The sequence below is a fragment of the Variovorax sp. GW822-FHT04A09 genome (genome assembly GCF_058801005.1).
This window is the reverse complement of sequence record NZ_JBXAMV010000001.1, coordinates 1,685,340-1,702,665: the sequence shown is the minus strand read 5'-3', so window position 1 is coordinate 1,702,665 and position 17,326 is coordinate 1,685,340. Positions and strand designations below refer to the sequence as shown.

General features: G+C 69.3%; 17 protein-coding genes and 2 riboswitches. Of the genes, 6 read left to right on the top strand and 11 right to left on the bottom strand.

Annotated features, from left to right (window positions below; all coding sequences use genetic code 11):
* Nucleotides 1-678: an alpha/beta hydrolase gene (locus AC1RLW_RS07660; RefSeq protein ID WP_070059384.1), complete on the top strand. Its 678-nt coding sequence runs from the start codon at nucleotides 1-3 to the stop codon at nucleotides 676-678.
* Here the strand turns inward: AC1RLW_RS07660 and AC1RLW_RS07655 are convergent.
* Complete coding sequence (locus AC1RLW_RS07655) at nucleotides 653-1,273, bottom strand: TetR/AcrR family transcriptional regulator (RefSeq protein WP_493192653.1); 621 nt, start codon at nucleotides 1,271-1,273, stop codon at nucleotides 653-655. The two genes, AC1RLW_RS07660 and AC1RLW_RS07655, sit on opposite strands and share 26 nt — an antisense overlap.
* Before the next feature lie 50 nt (nucleotides 1,274-1,323).
* On the opposite strand from AC1RLW_RS07655, the gene AC1RLW_RS07650 reads away from it, so the two are divergent.
* The 3 genes from AC1RLW_RS07650 to AC1RLW_RS07640 all read left to right on the top strand — a co-directional run bounded on the left by AC1RLW_RS07650 (nucleotide 1,324) and on the right by AC1RLW_RS07640 (nucleotide 3,852).
* The gene (locus AC1RLW_RS07650; RefSeq protein WP_493192652.1) at nucleotides 1,324-2,442 is read left to right on the top strand and encodes a DUF2855 family protein; all 1,119 of its coding nucleotides are present in this window, start codon (nucleotides 1,324-1,326) and stop codon (nucleotides 2,440-2,442) included.
* A 141-nt stretch (nucleotides 2,443-2,583) separates the two neighbouring features.
* A complete protein-coding gene (locus tag AC1RLW_RS07645; protein WP_493192651.1) occupies nucleotides 2,584-3,495 on the top strand; it encodes a DUF3014 domain-containing protein in 912 nt (303 codons plus the stop codon).
* 108 nt (nucleotides 3,496-3,603) lie between these two features.
* Nucleotides 3,604-3,852, top strand: coding sequence for a hypothetical protein (locus tag AC1RLW_RS07640; protein WP_493192650.1), 249 nt, complete (start codon nucleotides 3,604-3,606; stop codon nucleotides 3,850-3,852).
* Nucleotides 3,853-3,883: 31 nt separating this feature from the next.
* On the opposite strand, the gene gcvP is transcribed toward AC1RLW_RS07640, so the two are convergent.
* From gcvP to AC1RLW_RS07610, 6 genes are all read right to left on the bottom strand, one after another.
* Nucleotides 3,884-6,793: an aminomethyl-transferring glycine dehydrogenase gene (gene gcvP, locus AC1RLW_RS07635; protein WP_369632346.1), complete on the bottom strand. Its 2,910-nt coding sequence runs from the start codon at nucleotides 6,791-6,793 to the stop codon at nucleotides 3,884-3,886.
* Nucleotides 6,794-6,850: 57 nt separating this feature from the next.
* Nucleotides 6,851-7,222, bottom strand: coding sequence for a glycine cleavage system protein GcvH (gene gcvH, locus AC1RLW_RS07630; RefSeq protein ID WP_062474411.1), 372 nt, complete (start codon nucleotides 7,220-7,222; stop codon nucleotides 6,851-6,853).
* A gap of 71 nt (nucleotides 7,223-7,293) precedes the next feature.
* Nucleotides 7,294-8,466 (bottom strand): glycine cleavage system aminomethyltransferase GcvT, encoded by a 1,173-nt coding sequence (gene gcvT / locus AC1RLW_RS07625; protein WP_070059552.1) that lies wholly within the window; start codon nucleotides 8,464-8,466, stop codon nucleotides 7,294-7,296.
* A 47-nt stretch (nucleotides 8,467-8,513) separates the two neighbouring features.
* Nucleotides 8,514-8,618, bottom strand: a riboswitch (glycine riboswitch).
* 12 nt (nucleotides 8,619-8,630) lie between these two features.
* Nucleotides 8,631-8,721: riboswitch (glycine riboswitch) on the bottom strand.
* A 31-nt stretch (nucleotides 8,722-8,752) separates the two neighbouring features.
* A complete protein-coding gene (locus AC1RLW_RS07620) occupies nucleotides 8,753-9,289 on the bottom strand; it encodes a hypothetical protein (RefSeq protein WP_062474467.1) in 537 nt (178 codons plus the stop codon).
* Between the two features lie 96 nt (nucleotides 9,290-9,385).
* Complete coding sequence (locus AC1RLW_RS07615) at nucleotides 9,386-9,868, bottom strand: L,D-transpeptidase Cds6 family protein (RefSeq protein WP_159272259.1); 483 nt, start codon at nucleotides 9,866-9,868, stop codon at nucleotides 9,386-9,388.
* Between the two features lie 243 nt (nucleotides 9,869-10,111).
* Nucleotides 10,112-11,302: an MFS transporter gene (locus AC1RLW_RS07610; RefSeq protein ID WP_492678251.1), complete on the bottom strand. Its 1,191-nt coding sequence runs from the start codon at nucleotides 11,300-11,302 to the stop codon at nucleotides 10,112-10,114.
* Nucleotides 11,303-11,410: 108 nt separating this feature from the next.
* Between AC1RLW_RS07610 and AC1RLW_RS07605 the strand changes: the two genes are divergently transcribed.
* Nucleotides 11,411-12,190, top strand: coding sequence for an AraC family transcriptional regulator (locus AC1RLW_RS07605; RefSeq protein WP_493192649.1), 780 nt, complete (start codon nucleotides 11,411-11,413; stop codon nucleotides 12,188-12,190).
* Between the two features lie 37 nt (nucleotides 12,191-12,227).
* Here the strand turns inward: AC1RLW_RS07605 and AC1RLW_RS07600 are convergent, their stop codons facing one another.
* The 4 genes from AC1RLW_RS07600 to denD form a co-directional block, all read right to left on the bottom strand.
* Nucleotides 12,228-13,520: a TRAP transporter large permease gene (locus AC1RLW_RS07600; RefSeq protein ID WP_493192648.1), complete on the bottom strand. Its 1,293-nt coding sequence runs from the start codon at nucleotides 13,518-13,520 to the stop codon at nucleotides 12,228-12,230.
* A gap of 10 nt (nucleotides 13,521-13,530) precedes the next feature.
* On the bottom strand, nucleotides 13,531-14,043 hold the full coding sequence (locus AC1RLW_RS07595) for a TRAP transporter small permease (RefSeq protein WP_062474469.1): 513 nt from the start codon (nucleotides 14,041-14,043) through the stop codon (nucleotides 13,531-13,533).
* An 80-nt stretch (nucleotides 14,044-14,123) separates the two neighbouring features.
* Nucleotides 14,124-15,098, bottom strand: a complete 975-nt coding sequence (locus AC1RLW_RS07590; protein ID WP_062474422.1) for a TRAP transporter substrate-binding protein — start codon at nucleotides 15,096-15,098, stop codon at nucleotides 14,124-14,126.
* A 55-nt stretch (nucleotides 15,099-15,153) separates the two neighbouring features.
* Nucleotides 15,154-16,170: a D-erythronate dehydrogenase gene (denD, locus tag AC1RLW_RS07585; protein ID WP_070059377.1), complete on the bottom strand. Its 1,017-nt coding sequence runs from the start codon at nucleotides 16,168-16,170 to the stop codon at nucleotides 15,154-15,156.
* A 65-nt stretch (nucleotides 16,171-16,235) separates the two neighbouring features.
* Here denD and AC1RLW_RS07580 point away from each other — a divergent pair, with 65 nt between their 5' ends.
* Complete coding sequence (locus AC1RLW_RS07580) at nucleotides 16,236-17,297, top strand: hypothetical protein (RefSeq protein WP_493192647.1); 1,062 nt, start codon at nucleotides 16,236-16,238, stop codon at nucleotides 17,295-17,297.
* Nucleotides 17,298-17,326 lie beyond the last annotated feature (29 nt).

Below are 17,326 nucleotides of genomic sequence, written 5' to 3'. Positions count from 1 at the left end.
ATGACATCGCTCCATCTGCCCCTGCAGTTCCTGCACCACCCCGCACCCTCGGGCGGCCCTGAACCCTGGCTGCTCGTGCTGATGCACGGCGTGGGCAGCAACGAGCAGGACCTGTTCGGTCTGGCGCGCATGATGCCGCCGCAGTTCCACGTGCTGAGCCTGCGCGCGCCGTATGTGCTGTCGCCCGGTTCCTACGCGTGGTTCGAGTTCCAGGTGCTGGCCGACGGCGGGCGCCGCATCGACGAAGAACAGGAGCGCGAAAGCCGCTTTCTCATCGGCGAGATGGTCACGTCGGCGTCGCAGCAGCTGGGCATTCCGCCCGAGCGCGTGGTGGTCGGCGGCTTCAGCCAGGGCGGGATCATGTCGCTGTCGCTGCTGCTCACGCAGCCCGAGAAGCTGCGCGCCGCACTGGTGTGGCACAGCCGGCTGCTGCCCGAGGTGGTGCCGCACATCGCACCGCCCGAGGCCTTCGCGGGCAAGGCGCTGTGGGTGAGCCACGGCAGCGCCGACAACGTGATTCCGCCGAGCGCCGCGCAGGCCACGCGCGAGCTGGCGCGCGGGCTGCCGCTGGCGCTGTCGGGCTCGGACTTCCCGGGCGCGCACGAGATCCGCCCCGCCGAGCTGCAGGGCACGCTGGCGTGGCTGCAGGCGCTCAGCGCGCCGACAGCCGCGCCATGACCATCGCCTCCATCTCGGCAACCCACGCATCGCCCGCCGCGTCGTCGGGCTGCACCAGCAGCCGGTAGCGGCGACCGCCCCAGGCGGCGGTCAGCAGCGCCTGCACGGTGGCGGGCGAGGGCGGCGGCTGCAGGTCGCGGCAGGCGGCGAAGGCCTGCGTCCAGCGCGCGAGCAGCTCGTCGTACACGCGGCGGTGGTGCTTGGGCTCGGCCACGCGGTGCTCGAGCATCAGCATCTCGTGGTCGAAGGCGGGCAAGCCGTCGATGCGCGTGTCGCAGGTGAGGCGCACGAGGCGCTGCGTGCGTTCGCGCCAGCCGATGTCGGGTGGCGCAATCACCTCTTCGTCGAGCTGCGCCAGCAGCGCCTCGACGCAGTGGCGCACATAGCCCGAGAGCAGGGCTTCCTTGTCGGGAAAGTAGTCGTAGAAGGTGCCGACCGCGATGCCGGTTTCGAGCGCCACGGCGCGCGTGGTCACGCCTTCCCAGCCCTGCGCGCGCCAAATCCGAACAAAGGCGTCGTAGATGGCCTGCACGGTGAACTTGCCGCGCGCCTGCGTGGGGCGTTTCAGGGGCTTGGAGCGGGGTGCGGCGGGCATGGACCGGGTTTCCGAACCCGCGGCGAAGCGGGCCGTCCTACAGTTTGCGAATGAACAACGCATTCACTTTAACCCGCCTCGAAACGCGCAAGAACGCACTCGGGACCACCCGCATCGTCACTTCGGAAGACGCCGGCAAATTGCAGCCGGGCGAGGTGCTGATGCAGATCGAGCGCTTCTCGCTCACCACCAACAACATCACCTACGCGGCCTTCGGCGATGCGGTGATGAAGTACTGGCAGTTCTTTCCCACCGGCGACGCCGACTGGGGCCACATGCCGGCCTGGGGTTTTGCCGACGTGGTGGCGTCGAATGTCGAAGGCGTGGCGGTGGGCGAGCGCTTCTACGGCTACTTTCCCATTGCGAGCCACCTGCGCATGCAGCCGGTGCGCGTGACGCCGCGCGGCTTCTACGACGGCGCGCCACACCGCAGCGAGCTGGTGTCGGCCTACAACCAGTACATGCGCTGCAGCCACGACGCGGGCTACGTCGCCGCGCTGGAGGACTACCAGATGCTGGTGCGCCCGCTGTTCATCACCTCGTTCATGCTGGCCGACTTTCTCGAAGACAACGCCTTCTTCGGCGCGACGCAGGTGGTGGTGTCGAGCGCATCGAGCAAGACGGCGTTCGGCACGGCCTTCTGCCTCGGCCGCCGCGAGGGCCTGCAGCTGATCGCCGCCACGTCGGAAGGCAACCGCGCCTTCGTCGAGGCGCTGGGCTGCTACGACCGCACGGTGGCCTACGGCGAGATCGCCACGCTCGCGGCCGACGTGCCCACGCTGTACGTCGACTTCGCGGGCCACGACGCGCTGCGCGCCACCGTGCACCACCACTTCGGCGAATCGCTGGTGTACGACTGCTATGCGGGTTCGGCGCAGAAGACCGAATTCCTCGGCGACACCAGCGCGCTGCCCGGCCCCACGCCGAAGCTCTACTTTGCGCCCGTGCAGATCCGCAAGCGCAATGCCGACTGGGGCCCGCAGGAGGTCAACCGCCGCTTCAACGACGCGCAGGGCCGCTTCATCGCCGAGCTGAGCCGCCCGGGCAACCGCTGGATGACGCTGGCGCAGGGCCGCGGCTTCGCGCATGCGCAGGCCGTGATCGCCGACCTGCACGCAGGCCGCGTCGATCCGCGCGAAGCGCACGTGGTGCGCATCGGCGGCGAGTGACAGCGTGAGCGACTGAACTTCGGCGCGGGTGGGGCGTCACAGGGGGTTACGAGAACGTGGCGATCGTGCGGGCCGTGCAGGCCATCCTGGTGCACCATTGCCTTTCGTCTCCCCACTGCCCTTCGCAAAAGGAAACCGCCCATGTCCGACGCCGACTCCCCCCGCGACACCCCTGAATTCCGACCCCGCAAGGAAGCGCCGATGGGCACCATCGTCGGCCTGGCGCTGGTCGTGCTGGTGGCGGCTTATTTCGGCTGGCGCTGGTACCAGCAGCAGCAACTGGCGCCGCTGCCGGCCGCACCCGTGGCCGTCGCGCCGAACGACGCGCCCCCCGAGCCGCCCAAGGCCGAAGAGCCGAAGGGCCCGCAGAACCCGGTCGAGGCGCTGGCCCCGCCCGATGCCGCGCTGCCCGCGCTGGGCAGTTCCGACGCGCGCGTGATGAAGGCGCTCACCGAGTTGCTGGGCGGCAAGGCCGTGGCGGCCTACCTGCAGTCCGACGGCGTGGTGCGGCGCTTCGTCGCCACCGTCGACAACCTGCCGCGCGAGCAGGCGCCCGCGAGCAAGTGGCCCGTGCAGCCCGCGCCGCAGCGCTTCATCACCGAGGGGCCACAGCAGGGCGGCGTGCAGACCATCGCGGCGAACAACGCCGCGCGCTACAACGGCATCGTGATGTTGGCGGGGTCGGTCGATCCGGCCAAGGCAGCAGCGGTATATGCGCGGCTGTACCCGCTGTTCCAGCAGGCGTACGAAGAGCTGGGCTATCCGGGCCGCTATTTCAATGACCGCTTCATCGCCGTGATCGACCACCTGCTGCAGGCGCCTGAGCCCACCGGCCCGGTGCAGGTGAAGCTGGTCGAGGTGAAGGGCGACATCCCCTCGCAGCGGCCCTGGGTGCGCTACGAGTACGCCGATCCGAAGCTCGAATCGCTCTCGGCCGGCCAGAAGATCCTGGTGCGCATGGGGCCCGAGAACGAGCGCAAGATGAAGGCCAGCCTGCGCGGGCTGCGCGCGCAGATCGCCACCGGCGAGATCGCGAAGAAGAAGCAGCCCTGAGGCGCGATGCACTGACAGCGCCCCGCCTGCACGCCCTGTAGGCGCGGGCCGATTGCATGCGGCGCGAAGGGTCGAGATGATTTGCGCCTACGACTTCGAGGGCAAGCCATGAACCTGATGAGCGTCGATCTTTACCAGAGCACCACCGACCCCGGGAAATTCCTGGCGCTTCCCGCCGGCACCGACCCGACCGAACTCATGGGCCCGATGACCTTCGATCGGGACTACGCGCACATCAAGCGCTACCAGGCGGCCTTCGCCTTCGATCCGTCCGAAACCTACGTGGGCGTGAACGCCGCGAAGATCGCCGCGGACCTGCTCACCGTGAAGTGGGCGATGTACCGCCGCGAAGGCTGAATGGCGGGCGGCTGGCGCCGCCTCGCCTTCGTCAGGCCTCTTCGGTTTCCTGGTACTCGCCCACCGGCACGCAGCTGCAGAACAGGTTGCGGTCGCCGTAGACGTTGTCGACGCGCCCGATCGGCGGCCAGTACTTGGCCTGCTTGAGTTCGGCCAGCGGGAACGCGCCGAGTTCGCGCGAGTACGGGTGGCTCCACTCCGTGCCGAGCAGGCTCGCGGCGGTGTGCGGCGCGTGCTTGAGCGGGTTGTCGTCCTTCGACCAGACGCCTTCTTCCACGCGGCGGATCTCGCCGCGGATGGCGATCATCGCGTCGACGAAGCGGTCGAGCTCGGCCAGCGGTTCGCTTTCGGTGGGCTCCACCATCAGCGTGCCGGGCACGGGGAAGCTCAGCGTGGGCGCGTGGAAGCCGTAGTCGATCAGGCGCTTGGCCACGTCTTCGGCGGTGACGCCGCTGGTGTCCTTGAGCGGGCGCAGGTCCAGGATGCACTCGTGCGCGACGTGCCCGTTGGGGCTCGCGTACAGCGTGGGGTAGTGGTCCTTCAGGCGCGCGCTGATGTAGTTGGCGCTCAGGATGGCCGTTTCGGTCGCGGCCTGCAGGCCCTTGGCGCCCATCATGCGGCAGTACATCCAGCTGATCGGCAGCACGGCCGCATTGCCCAGCGGCGCGGCCGACACGGCGCCCACGCCGTTCGAGGGCACGCCGGCCGTGGCATGGCCCGGCAGGTACGGCACGAGGTCCTCGACCACGCAGACCGGACCGACGCCCGGGCCGCCGCCGCCGTGCGGAATGCAGAAGGTCTTGTGCAGGTTCAGGTGGCTCACGTCGCCGCCGAACTCGCCCGGCGCGGCCACGCCGACCAGCGCGTTCATGTTGGCGCCGTCGACGTACACGCGGCCGCCGTGCTCATGCACGAGCTCGCACAGTTCCTTCACGCGCGTTTCGAACACACCGTGCGTGCTGGGGTAGGTGATCATCACGGCGGCCAGGTGGGCGCTGTGCTTCTCGCAGGCGCGCTTGAGGTCGTCCATGTCGACGTTGCCCTGCGCGTCGCAGGCCGTCACCACCACCTGCAGGCCCACCATCTGGGCGCTGGCCGGGTTGGTGCCGTGGGCCGAGGAGGGAATCAGGCAGATGTTGCGGTGGCCCTGGCCCTTGGCTTCATGGAAGGACTTGATGGCCAGCAGGCCCGCGTACTCGCCCTGCGAACCCGCGTTGGGCTGCAGGCTGATGCCCGCGTAGCCGGTGGCCTCGCACAGCCAGGCGCGCAGCTGCGCGTCGAGCTGGGCGTAGCCCTGCAGCTGGTCGGCGGGCGCGAAGGGGTGGATGTTGGCGAACTCGGGCCAGGTGATGGGGATCATCTCGCTGGTTGCGTTGAGCTTCATGGTGCAGCTGCCCAGCGGGATCATGCTGCGGTCGAGCGCGAGGTCCTTGTCCGACAGGCTGCGGATGTAGCGCAGCATCGCCGTTTCGCTCTTGTGGGTGTTGAACACCGGGTGCGTGAGGAAGGCGCTGGTGCGACGCAGGTCCTCGGGAATCAGCGGCGTGGTGCTGGCGGCCAGCTCGTCGAAGCGCGGCATCGCGGTGCCGGCGGGCACGAACAGGGCCCACAGGGTCTCGATGTCGGCGCGCGTGGTGGTTTCGTCCAGCGAGATGCCCAGGTGCTGCTGCAGGCGCTGGCGCAGGTTGACGCCGCCGGCCTGCGCGCGTTCGATGATCGCGGCCGTGTCGTCGCCGGTGCGGATCGTCAGCGAGTCGAAGGCGGTGGTGTTCACCGGCTCGCGGCCCATCTGCGACAGGCCCTTGGCGAGGATGGCGGTGAGCACGGCCACGCGCTGCGCGATGCGCGTGAGGCCGTCGGGGCCGTGGTACACGGCGTACATGCTGGCGACCACGGCCGGCAGCACCTGCGCGGTGCAGATGTTCGAGGTGGCCTTCTCGCGGCGGATGTGCTGCTCGCGCGTCTGCAGCGCGAGGCGGTAGGCCGGCTGGCCGTGCGTGTCGACGCTCACGCCGACGAGGCGGCCGGGCAGCGAGCGCTTGAACGAATCGCGGCAGGCGAGGTAGGCGGCATGCGGGCCGCCGTTGCACAGCGGCATGCCGAAGCGCTGCGTGGTGCCGCAGACGATGTCGGCATCGAACTCGCCGGGGGCGACCAGCAGCGTCAGCGCCAGCAGGTCGGCCGCGACGATGAAGGCGGCGTCGCACTGGTGTGCGTGGCCCGCGAGCGGGCGCAGGTCGTGCACGTGGCCGGTGGTGGCGGGGTACTGCGCGAGCACGCCGAAGAACTCGCCGCTCACCATCAGGTGCGGCAGCGTTTCCGACACGGTGCTCACCTTGACCTCGATGCCCAGCGGCGCGGCGCGCGTCTTGATGACTTCGATGGTCTGCGGATGGCAGTCGCCCGACACGAGGAACACGTTGCTCTTGCTCTTCACGCTGCGCTTGGCGAGCGTCATGGCCTCGGCGGCGGCCGTGGCCTCGTCGAGCATCGAGGCGTTGGCGATGGCCATGCCCGTGAGGTCGCACACCATCGTCTGGAAGTTGAGCAGGGCTTCCATGCGGCCCTGCGAGATCTCGGCCTGGTAGGGCGTGTAGGCGGTGTACCAGGCGGGGTTCTCCAGGATGTTGCGCAGGATCACGCCCGGCGTGTGCGTGCCGTAATAGCCCTGGCCGATGAAGCTCTTGAACACCTTGTTCTTCGACGCCAGCGTCTTCAGCTCGGCCAGCGCGTCGGCCTCCGTGACCGGCGCGGGCAGGCGCATCGGCCGGGCGCGGCGGATGGCTGCGGGCACGATGCCGTCGATGAGCTCCGCGCGCGTTTCCGAGCCGATCACCGGCAGCATGCGCGCCTCGTCCGCCGCATCGATGCCGATGTGGCGGGCGAGGAATTCTTCGGCGTTCTCTAGTTCTTGCAAAGAGGGAAGGGCGGGAATCGGCATGGCGGTGAAGGCTCGGGGAGAAGGAACGAAGGTGCGAGGAAGCTGCTGTTCAGCGGATCAGGATTCGGCGGCGAACTTGTCGTAGCTGGCGGCGTCGAGCAGGGCGTCGAGCTGCGCGGGCTCGCTCAGCTTGACCTTGAAGAACCAGCCGGCGGCCAGCGGGTCGCTGTTGGCCAGCGACGGGTCGGCGCGCAGCGCTTCGTTCACTTCGGTGATCTCGCCCGACACGGGCATGAACACATCGGCGGCGGCCTTCACCGACTCGACCACACCGGCGACTTCGCCCTGCGCGAAGGTCTTGCCCACTTCAGGCAGGTCGACGAACACCACGTCGCCCAGCGCGTCCTGCGCATGCACGGTGATGCCGACGGTGGCGGCGCCGCCTTCGGCCGCCACCCATTCGTGGTCCTTGGTGTATTTGATGCTCATGAAAAAACTCCTCGTGGAAAAAATGGAATCGGGGTGCAGAGCCTAGCCGGGTCTGCGGGGTTCAGTGTCGGTCAGCCGCGGTAGTAGCGCGTCGGAACGAAGGGCATGGTCGAGACCTCCATCGGCACCGGCTTGCCGCGCACGATGGCCTGCACGCGCGTGCCGGGCTCGGCGAAGGCGGCGGCTACGTAGCCCATGGCCACGCAGCGGTCGGCTGTGGGGCCGAGCAGGCCGCTGGTGACGGCGCCGATGTCGTGGCCTTCGAGCGACTGCAGCAGCGTACCGTCGCGCACCGGGATGCGTTCCAGTGCCACGAGGCCGACGCGTTTGCGCGTGAGCGTCTTGTGGTCGGTGTGGCCGGCCGCGCCCGAGGCGACGGCGGCCAGCTGGGCCAGCACCTTGGCCGCGCCCGGAAAACCGCCTTCGCGCGCACCGCCCGCGCGACGCACCTTCTGGATCGCCCAGTTGAGCGAGGCTTCGACCGGGGTGGTGGTGGTGTCGATGTCGTTGCCGTACAGGCACAGGCCGGCTTCGAGCCGCAGCGAGTTGCGCGCGCCCAGGCCGACGGGCTTCACCTCGGGCTGCGCGAGCAGCAGGCGGGCGAGGGCGTCGGCATCCTTGGCGGCCACCGAGATCTCGAAGCCGTCTTCGCCGGTGTAGCCGCTGCGGGTGACGAAGGCCGCGATGCCGCCGATCTGCACCGCGCCGCCGGTCATGAACACGAAGCGCTCGATGCCGGGCGACAGGCGCGCCAGCGTGGCGGCGGCCTGCGGACCCTGCAGCGCCAGCAGCGCGTGGTCGGGCAGGGGCTGCACCTGGCAGCGCGCGCCGATCCTGGCCTGGATGTGGGCGATGTCGGCCACCTTGCAGGCGCCGTTCACGATCACGAAGAGCGAGCCATTGCCTTCGTTGAAGAACATCAGGTCGTCGAGGATGCCGCCCTCGTCGTTCAGCAGCAGGCCGTAGCGCTGCTTGCCGGCGGGCAGATCGACCACGTCGACGGGCATCAGGGTTTCGAACGCGGCGGCGGCATCGGGGCCGACGAGGCGCAGCTGGCCCATGTGCGAGATGTCGAACAGGCCGGCCGCATCGCGCGTGTGCTTGTGCTCGGCCATGAGGCCGGCGGGGTACTGCACGGGCATGGAATAGCCGGCGAAGGGCACCATGCGGGCGCCGAGCTCCACGTGGAGGTCGTACAGCGGGGTCTTGAGAAGTTGGGCGTCGGAAGCGGAGGAAGCGGCCACGGGGCACTCCAAAGGGGCAGTCGAAATCCATGGCTGCAACGCCACGGGCCACCCCTGCTGTCCGCTTTACCTGAGAGATTCGCCCCACGATCGGGGTTTGCTCCTTCGGTGGGCCGCATGCAATGCCACGGCCTCTCTCCAGCAAGGAAACGCCGGTGGTTGCCGGCGTCTTGTCAGTCCTTTTGCCTGAGCGTTCGGGGAACCCCTGCGCCTTCGGCGGCCCCGTCGCGCGGGGCTCTCTCCTGACCCGGCGAGTGTAGTGGATCGCGGGGCCGGGGCTGGCGGCTCAGTGCACGGTTTCCGCCGGCGGCAGCAGCTTGTCGATGCGCTCGCGCAGCGAGTCGGCGCGCTCGGGGCCGGCGGCCTTCTCGATCTCGGAGAGCATCAGCGCGGCGATGGTCAGCATGGCCTCGCGGTCGCGGGCCTCGCGCAGGGCGTCGCGCATCTGGTTGGCGAAGCGCGGGTCGCGGCGCACGAACATGCGCTCGCAGATGTCGAACAGGAACATGCGCGTGGTGGCCAGCGAGCGCTTGCCGTCGAAGCTGTCGGCCGAGGTGGCGACCTGGATCGGCTCGGCGGCGGGGACGGGCGTGGGGGCCGGTGCAGGCGGTGGCGCGACCGGCCGCGCAACCTGCAGGTAGCCGCGCTGCATCAGCCCCTGGATCGCCTGCTCGGCCTCGACGCGGCTGGGGAACAGCGGGCTGAAGTCGGTCAGCGAGCGCCGGCCGTCGGCCATGAGCAGCAGGGCGCGCTCACGCTGGCTGAGCGTGCGCTGCCCGGCCTGGAGTTCGTCGCGTGCCTTCTCGGTCTTGGTGGGGAACATGGCGGCCACAGCTTTCGGAGGTCGAAGGCTGCAGCATCGTTGCAAGTGGTGACATCTTCGTGAACCATTTGCCTTACAGGGACAAGGCGGCGCGCGTCAGTTGCCCGCGCTCTCCTTGCGGATCAGCCAGCGCGGGCCCACGCGCTGCAGCTCGAGGGTCTTGCGGTCGGTCTCGGTGAGCGCGTCGGCGCTGTAGACCTGCCGGAACTGCGCGCTGGCCGAGGTGCCCTGAACGCTGATCACCAGCCCCTCGATGCCCACGCTGATGCGCGACTTGCCCGTGATGCGGGCGCGCCGGTCGGCCTCCCAGCGCTCGCGGGTCTGGCCGCGCGCGGGGGTGAAGTCGCTCGCGTAGGCCGCGAGGTAGCGCTCCACGTCGCGCGCGGACCAGGCGGCGGCCCAGGCGCGCACGGCGCTTTCCACTTCGGCGAGGTGGGTGACGGGATTGGTGGGATTGGCGGGGGCGGCTGCTGGTGCAACGGCTGCAACGGGCGCGGCGGCCGGTGTGGCCGCGATACCGGCGGTGGCCAGCAAGCCGGCAGCGACAAGGCTGCTGCCCTGGGCGACGATTCGGTGCATGGCGTCCTTCTCTTTCCTTCTTCTTGTCTGTCAGGCTCGACGTCGAAGCTTGCGTCGATTCTGGCAGTGAAAGAGGAGGCGTGCGGCGTTGAATCGCCCACGGATTTCGGTGGTCCGTGGTTCAGGGCGCGTGCACAGGACACCGGGTACTTCCCTCCGCGAATGTCCCCCGCCTTCGGCTCCTCCTTGATTTCGCTGCGGGAAGCACCCGGTGCCCTGTGCACCGGGTGCGCGGGGCAGAGCTCAGGCCGCCGCAGCCTCGCCCGCCATCACCTGCACCGTGCGGTTGCGCAGCCGCAAGGCCAGCACGGTCGCGACGCACAGCACGCACAACACCACCGTGAGCGTCACGCCGAGCCCGCGCGCATCCGACAGCAGGCCGAACAGCGGCGACACCAGCCCGCCGACCGAGAGCGCAAGACCGAGCGTGATGCCGCTGGCGGTGGCCGGGTTGCGCGGCAGGTAGTCCTGCGCGAGCGTCACCTGCGCGGCGAAGGGCAGGAACATGCTCATGCCGAGCCACGCGGTGCAGGCCAGCGCCGCGCCGGGCGTGGAGGCGAGCACGAGGCCCGCCATGGCCGGCAGCGCGAGCAGGTAGCCGCAGCGGATCGTGCCCATGCGCCCGATGCGGTCGCCGAGCCAGCCGCCGGCCAGCGTGCCCACGGCCCCTGCGGCGGTGAAGGCGGTGAGCGCCGCGGCGCCCTGGAAGGTGCTGCCGTGCAGGTCGCGCGTGATGCGCAGCGAGAGCATCGACAGCACCGTGACGTAGGGGATCGACCAGCCCACGATGGTCGCGACCAGCAGGCTGAAGGCGCGCCAGTCGTTGTGCGGCTTCAGCACCTGGGCGCGGGCCTGCGCGGCGCGCGCCGCCGTGGCCGCGTGGTGGGCGGCTGCGCTGCGCCGCGCATTGGCCGCGACCCACACCACGCCCATCGCCACCGCGGGAATGCCCAGCAGATAGCTGCGCGACAGGCTGCCGCCGCCGACCACCGTGGCCGCCAGCACGGGCGCGAACGAGGCGCCGATGGTGCCGCCCACCGAGAACACGCTCATCGCCTTCTGCGAGGCGCCGCCGGCCGCGCGCGCGGCCACGGTGGCGGGCGGGTGGTAGGCCGCGATGCCCAGCCCGCACAGCGCGACCGCGATCCAGGTCAGCAGGTAGCTCTGGCTCAGGCCCGCCAGCACCACGCCCAGCGCCGCCACCAGGAAGCCCACGGGCACCAGCCAGGCGCGCGGGTGGCGGTCGGCATACAGACCGAACAGCGGCTGCACCACGCTCGACAGCCCGGTGGCCGCCAGCATCAGGCCGCTCACGGCCGTGTAGCTGTAGCCGCGCTCCAGCACCATGAAGGGCAGCAGCGCGGGCACGAGGCCCTGGTAGAGGTCGTTGACGGCATGGGTGCCGGTGAGCAGCCCGAGTCGGCGCGTGTTCATGCGATGGCTTCTTTCTTCGATGTCCGGTTTGAGAAAAAGGGAGGAAAAGCCATCGTAGGAAGACACGGAAAGATGTTCTTGCTACGAATGTGCAAACATCGTCGTGAAATGGACAAACTGAATCTGCGCCCCGACGAGGGCGAATCGACCCCGCGCGCGGTGGCCGTGCTGGCCACCGATCCGGCGGGCGACGCCTTCATTCCGCCGCATGCGCACCGGCGCGGGCAGCTCATCCATGCGATCTCGGGCGTGATGATGGTCGGCGCGGCGGCCGGCAGCTGGGTGGTGCCGCCGGGGCGCGGCGTCTGGGTGCCGCCGGGCATGACGCACCAGATACGCATGGCGGGCGAGGTGAAGATGCGCACCGTCTTCGTCGAGCCCGGCACGCGCGCCGACCTGGGGGCCGAGTGCCGCGTGATCCATGTGGGTGCGCTGTTGCGCGAGCTGATCGTGGCGGCCGTGTCGCTGCCGCTGGACTACCCGCCGGGCGGGCGCGACGAGCGCGTGATGGAGCTGATCCTCGACGAGATCGAGGCCGCGCCCGCGTTGTCGCTGCATGTGCCGATGCCGCGCCACGCACGCCTGGCCGCGCTGTGCGAGGCGCTGATCCGCGACCCCGCGCAGCCCGCCACGCTCGACGGCTGGGCCGTGCGGCTGCACATGAACGCGCGCACGCTGGCCCGGTTGTTCGAACGCGAGACCGGCATGACCTTCGGCGCGTGGTGCCGCCAGGCGCGGCTGCTCCTGAGCCTGCCGCGGCTGGCCGCGGGCGCGTCGATCCTGGAGGTGGCGCTGGCGCACGGCTACGAGAGCCCGAGCGCCTTCACCGCGATGTTCCGCCGCACGCTCGGCATGCCGCCGAGCCAGTACCTGCACCCGCCGGCCTGAGGCGGGTGAAGGCGGGGGGCGGGAGCGGCCTGCGCCGCTACTTGAACCCGAGCGCGCGCGGCAGCCAGGTGCTCAGCATCGGCACGAAGGTCAGCAGCATCAGCACCGCGCCGTGCGCCCACAGGAAGGGCACCAGCTCCTTCACCAGCGCCGACATCGGCACCTTCGACACGTTGCAGGTGACGAACAGCAGCCCGCCCACCGGCGGCGTGATCATGCCCAGCGTGAGGTTGAAGATCACGATCATCGCGAAGTGCACCGGATCGACGCCCAGCTTGATCGCCACGGGCGCAAGGATCGGCGCCAGCACCATCACGCCCGGCAGCGGCTCGATGAAGATGCCGAACAAGAGCAGGAACACGTTGACGATGATCAGGAACATCCACGGCGAGAGGTTCATGCTGATGAGCCATTCGGCCATCTGCTGCGGAATGCCCTCGATGGTCAGCACCCAGGCGAACGAGGCCGACAGCCCGATGATGATCAGCACCGACGCCGACAGCAGGGCCGAGCGCGACAGGATGTCGGGCAGCATCTTCCACTCGAGCGTGCGGTAGATGAACTTGCCGCACACCAGCGCGTAGAACACCGCCACCACCGAAGCCTCGGTGGGCGTGAACCAGCCGGCGCGCATGCCGCCCAGGATCACCACCGGCAGCAGGATCGCGGGAATCGCCTTCCACGTCGTGACGAGGATCTCGCGCAGCGGCGGCGTCTGGCCGTCGCCCTTGTAGTTGCGCTTCTTCGAGACGTAGAAGTTCACCACGCACATCGCCACCGCGATCAGGATGCCCGGCACGATGCCGGCCACGAACAGCTGGCCGACCGACACGGTCTCGTCCTGCAGCGCGTAGATGATCATGATGATCGAGGGCGGAATGATCGGCCCCACGATGGCCGTGGAGGCCGTCAGCGCCGCCGCGTACGAGCGGTCGTAGCCGGCCTTGTCCATCATCTTGATGAGCATCGAGCCGGGGCCGGCCGCGTCGGCCAGCGCCGAGCCCGAGATGCCCGAGAAGAAGGTCAGCGACACCACGTTGGTGTAGCCCAGCCCGCCGCGGCGGTGGCCGACGAACTGGCCCGCAAAGCGCAGCAGCACCTCGGTGAGCGAGCCGCCGCTCATGAGCTCGGCGGCCAGGATGAAGAAGGGCACGGCCATCAGCGGAAAGCTGTCGATGCCGGTGAAGGTTTCCTTCAGCAGCACCATCAGCGGGTAGCTTTCCGCGAGGATCAGGGTGGCGGCCGTGGCCAGGCCGAGCGCGAAGGCCACGGGCACGCCGATGGCCAGGAACACGCAGGCGGAGACGATCAGGACAATGCTGGCATCCATGGTCTTCTCCTTACAGCGAGGCCGACGCGTTGGCGTCGAAATGCGCGTCCGACGCGAACTCGCGGTTCAGCACGTAGCCGCGCACCACCAGCAGCCAGTGCACGATCAGCAGCACGCCGCCGATCAGCATCGCGCTGTAGATGTAGGCGAACGGAATCTGCGTCACGGCGGTGAGCTGGAACATCGTGCGTTCCATGTAGAGCCAGCCGTACCAGACCATGAAGCCGAAGAAGGCGAACAGCAGCCCGGCCACCACGATGCGCACCGCCACGGCCGCGGGCCGGGGCAGGGCGTCCTGCAGGTTCTCGACGGCGATGTGGCCGCCGTAGCGCAGCACCGGTCCGGCGCCCAGGAAGGTGAGCCAGATCATCATGTGGCGCGACACCTCTTCGGCCCATTCGATCGACTGGTTCGTGGTGTAGCGCAGCACGACGTTGGTGAAGATGATGACGGACATGGCCGCCAGCAGGAGGATCAGCGCCCACCGGTTGGCGGCGAGAAAGTAGCGCTCGAAGGCTTGCACGTTGTGGTTCTCTGTGGTGTCGGAAATGCGAAGCGCCCGGCACACTGAGGCGGGCCGGGCGCGGTCGGATCGGAGCGGTCTTACTTGACGTCCGTGATCTTCTTGATGTTGTCGGCGCCAAATTCCTTGGCGTAGCCCACGTAGGCCGGCTTCAGGGCTTCGCGGAAGGCCGCGCCGTCGACGGTGCGCGTGACCTTCATGCCGTCTTTCTCAAGCTGGGCGATGCCGTTGTTCTCGTCGTCGTTGACCTTCTTGCGCTGTGCGATCGAGGCCTTCTTCGCCGCTTCGGTGAACACCTTCTTGTCGGCGTCCGAGAGCTTGTTCCACACCTTGGGCGACAGCAGCAGCAGCGCCGGCGAGTAGACGTGGCCCGTGAGCGACAGGTGCTTTTGCACCTGCGAGAACTTCGAGGACAGGATCACGGGAATCGGGTTTTCCTGGCCGTCGACCGTGCCTTGCTGCAGCGCGCCGAACAGTTCCGGGAAGGCCATCGGCGTGGGCAGGATGCCGAAGGTGCGGTAGCCGTCCATGTGCACCTTGTTTTCCATGGTGCGCATCTTCAGGCCGGCCGCGTCGGTGGGCTTGACGATGTCGCGCTTGCTGTTCGTCATGTGGCGAAAGCCGTTTTCCGTCCAGGCCAGCGCGATGATGCCCTTGCTCGGGAACTTGGTCAGGATGTCCTGGCCGATGGGGCCGTCCATGACCTTGCGGGCATGGTCGTAGTCGCGGAACAGGAAGGGGATGTCGACGATCTTGACCTCGGGCACGAAGTTGCCCACGGGGCCGGTCGAGGTGTTCAGCAGGTCTTGCGTGCCGAGCTGGATCGCTTCGATCTGCTCGCGCTCGCCGCCCAGCGCCGAGTTGGCGAAGTGCTGGCACTTGAAGCGGTTCTGGGTGTTCTTCTCGACCTCTTCGCAGAACACGGTGGAGCCCACGCCGTAATGCGATTCCTTGGACGTCGCATAGCCGATCTTGAGAACGGTGGGTTGCTGCGCGAAGGCGGCGGTGCCCAGGGCGAGCGAAAGGCAGGCGGCGGCGATGTGGCCGAATTTCATGGTGTCTCCGGGGAGTTGGGGGTCGAAAGCGCGTCAGGCGCAGGTCAGGAAATGACTATGCACCAATAACCAGTTTGACCGCGTCGGGACTTTCACGGACGTAGGCGCGGATCACCGCGTCGAAGCTCTCGTCGGCCGTGAGCCCGAGGGCCCGCGCGCGCGGCGTGTCGAAGCGCCCGGGCCAGGTTTTCACGATGCGGCGGATGGCGGCGTCGGGTGTGCGGTCGAGCAGGTCGGTGGCGGCGCGGCCGGCCACGCGTTCGAGCGCGGCGGCCATTTCGCCCACGGTGGTGGCCAGCGAGGGCAGGTTGAGCGCGGTGCGCGGGCCCCAGTCGGCGTCGCTGGCTTCGGCGGCGCGCACGATGCCTTCGATGGTCCGGGCCGGCGAGGCGATGGCCACGGGCGTCTCGTCGGGCACCGGGCAGGCTGCGCGCAGGCCGGCGAGCGGCTCGCGGATCATGCCGCTGAAGAAGCCCGAGGCCGCGCCGTTGGGCAGGCCGGGGCGCACGCTCACCGTCATGAGGCGCACGCTGCGCCCCTGCACGAAGCCCTTGCGCGTGTAGTCGGCCACCAGCTGCTCGCCGATGAATTTCTGGATGCCGTAGCTGGTCTGCGGCGTGGGCAGCGTGTGGTCGTCGATGAGCGCGGGCAACGGCTGTTCGGGCGAATCGCCGAACACGGCGAGCGAGCTGGAGAACACCAGCACCGGGCGCGTGCCGAGCGCGCGCAGCTTCTCGAGCAGGCCGTGCGTGGCGGCGAAGTTGCTGCGCATGCCCAGGTCGAAGTCGGCCTCGCATTCGCCGCTGACGGCGGCCGCCAGGTGGAACACCGCGTCGGCCTCGCGCCAGAAGGTGGCGCCGTCGTCGGCCAGCTGGGCGTTGAGGTCGCCGGTGGCGGCCGCGATGCGCGGGTTGGCCGCGAGGTCGGGCGGCGGCGGGGCGCGGTCGACCAGCGTGATGCGTGCGATGTCGCGGGCGGGCGCGCCGGCGAGCGAGAGCTGGCCCAGGGCCAGGAGGGTGCGCGCCAGGCGCGCGCCGAGAAAGCCGGCGCCGCCGGTGATGACGATGTGCATGGGGTCCTGTCTCCTTGTGTCCTTGTGTCGCGAGGATAGCGTCGGTGGTATCGCACAATTTGCGCATGCCCATGCTGCCTCCCGATCTCCTCGCCACCCTGCGTTTGCCTGTGCTGCAGGACGCCGACCTCGACACCCAGGCTTCCTTCTTCAAGCGGCCGGAGGTCCGTGGGCTCTACTTCGAGGTGGTGGAGGGCTCGGCGAAGGACGAGGTGCTGCGGGCCGCCGTCGCGCAGATCGGCGACCTGCATCCGCACCGGGCCGCGTTGCTGGCGGTGTTCGGCGGCGCGCTGGTCGAGAACGGTGCCGATCCGCAGCTCATGTTCGACGCCGTGCGGCAGCTGGCGGGGCGCCTGCTGGCGTCGCTGGCGCCTTACTGCGCGGCGCAGCCGTACGAACCCGATGAGGACGACGAAGAACCGCAGGACGAGGCAGAACTCGCCGCCTGGCAGGCCGCCGAAGCGGCGCTCGCGGCACTGTCGCCGCAGGCGCGTTTCGAGGTCGATGCGCTGCAGCGCGCGGTCGACCTGCTGGTGCTGCCGCTCATGACCATGGTGGTGCGCGATGTGCGCAACCACCAGTCGCTGGTGGCGGACGCAGGCCTGCTCGCGCACGTCGAGGCGATGTACGCCAACGACTCGCTGCCCTTCGAGGCTTTGCACTTCCTGCGCGCCGCGGCCCAGCTGTCGTACGAGGACGAGCTGGTGGTCCTGCTGCCGGCGTCGCGCGCGGGCATGGTCGTTCGCGCACAGGGCATCAACAACAACTTCCACGCCTTCTCGCTGCTGCAGGACCTGATGGAAACGCGCGCCCAGACGCTGGGCATCCGGCAGCCGCCGCGCACGCGTCGCGACGCGGACAGCGATGCCGCCGCCTTCCTCTGGCTGCAGGCGACGGCCTTCGCCCAGGGCGAGCTGGTGGACCGCATGGCGTGGTCCTGGGGCGAAGGCACGCTGCGCGAGAACGCGCGCCGGCAGGGGCGGCTGGTGCTCGTCGCGCTGGAGACGGACGACAAGCCCGCGCGCGGCTGGACCGGGTTCACCCACGTGCTGCACGCCGAGCAGAACCCGCAGGTGTCGCTGGTGCACTTCCTCACGCCCGACGAGGTCGCCGCGTACCTCGCCTGAAGCGCCATGAAAAAAGCCCTCCGAAGAGG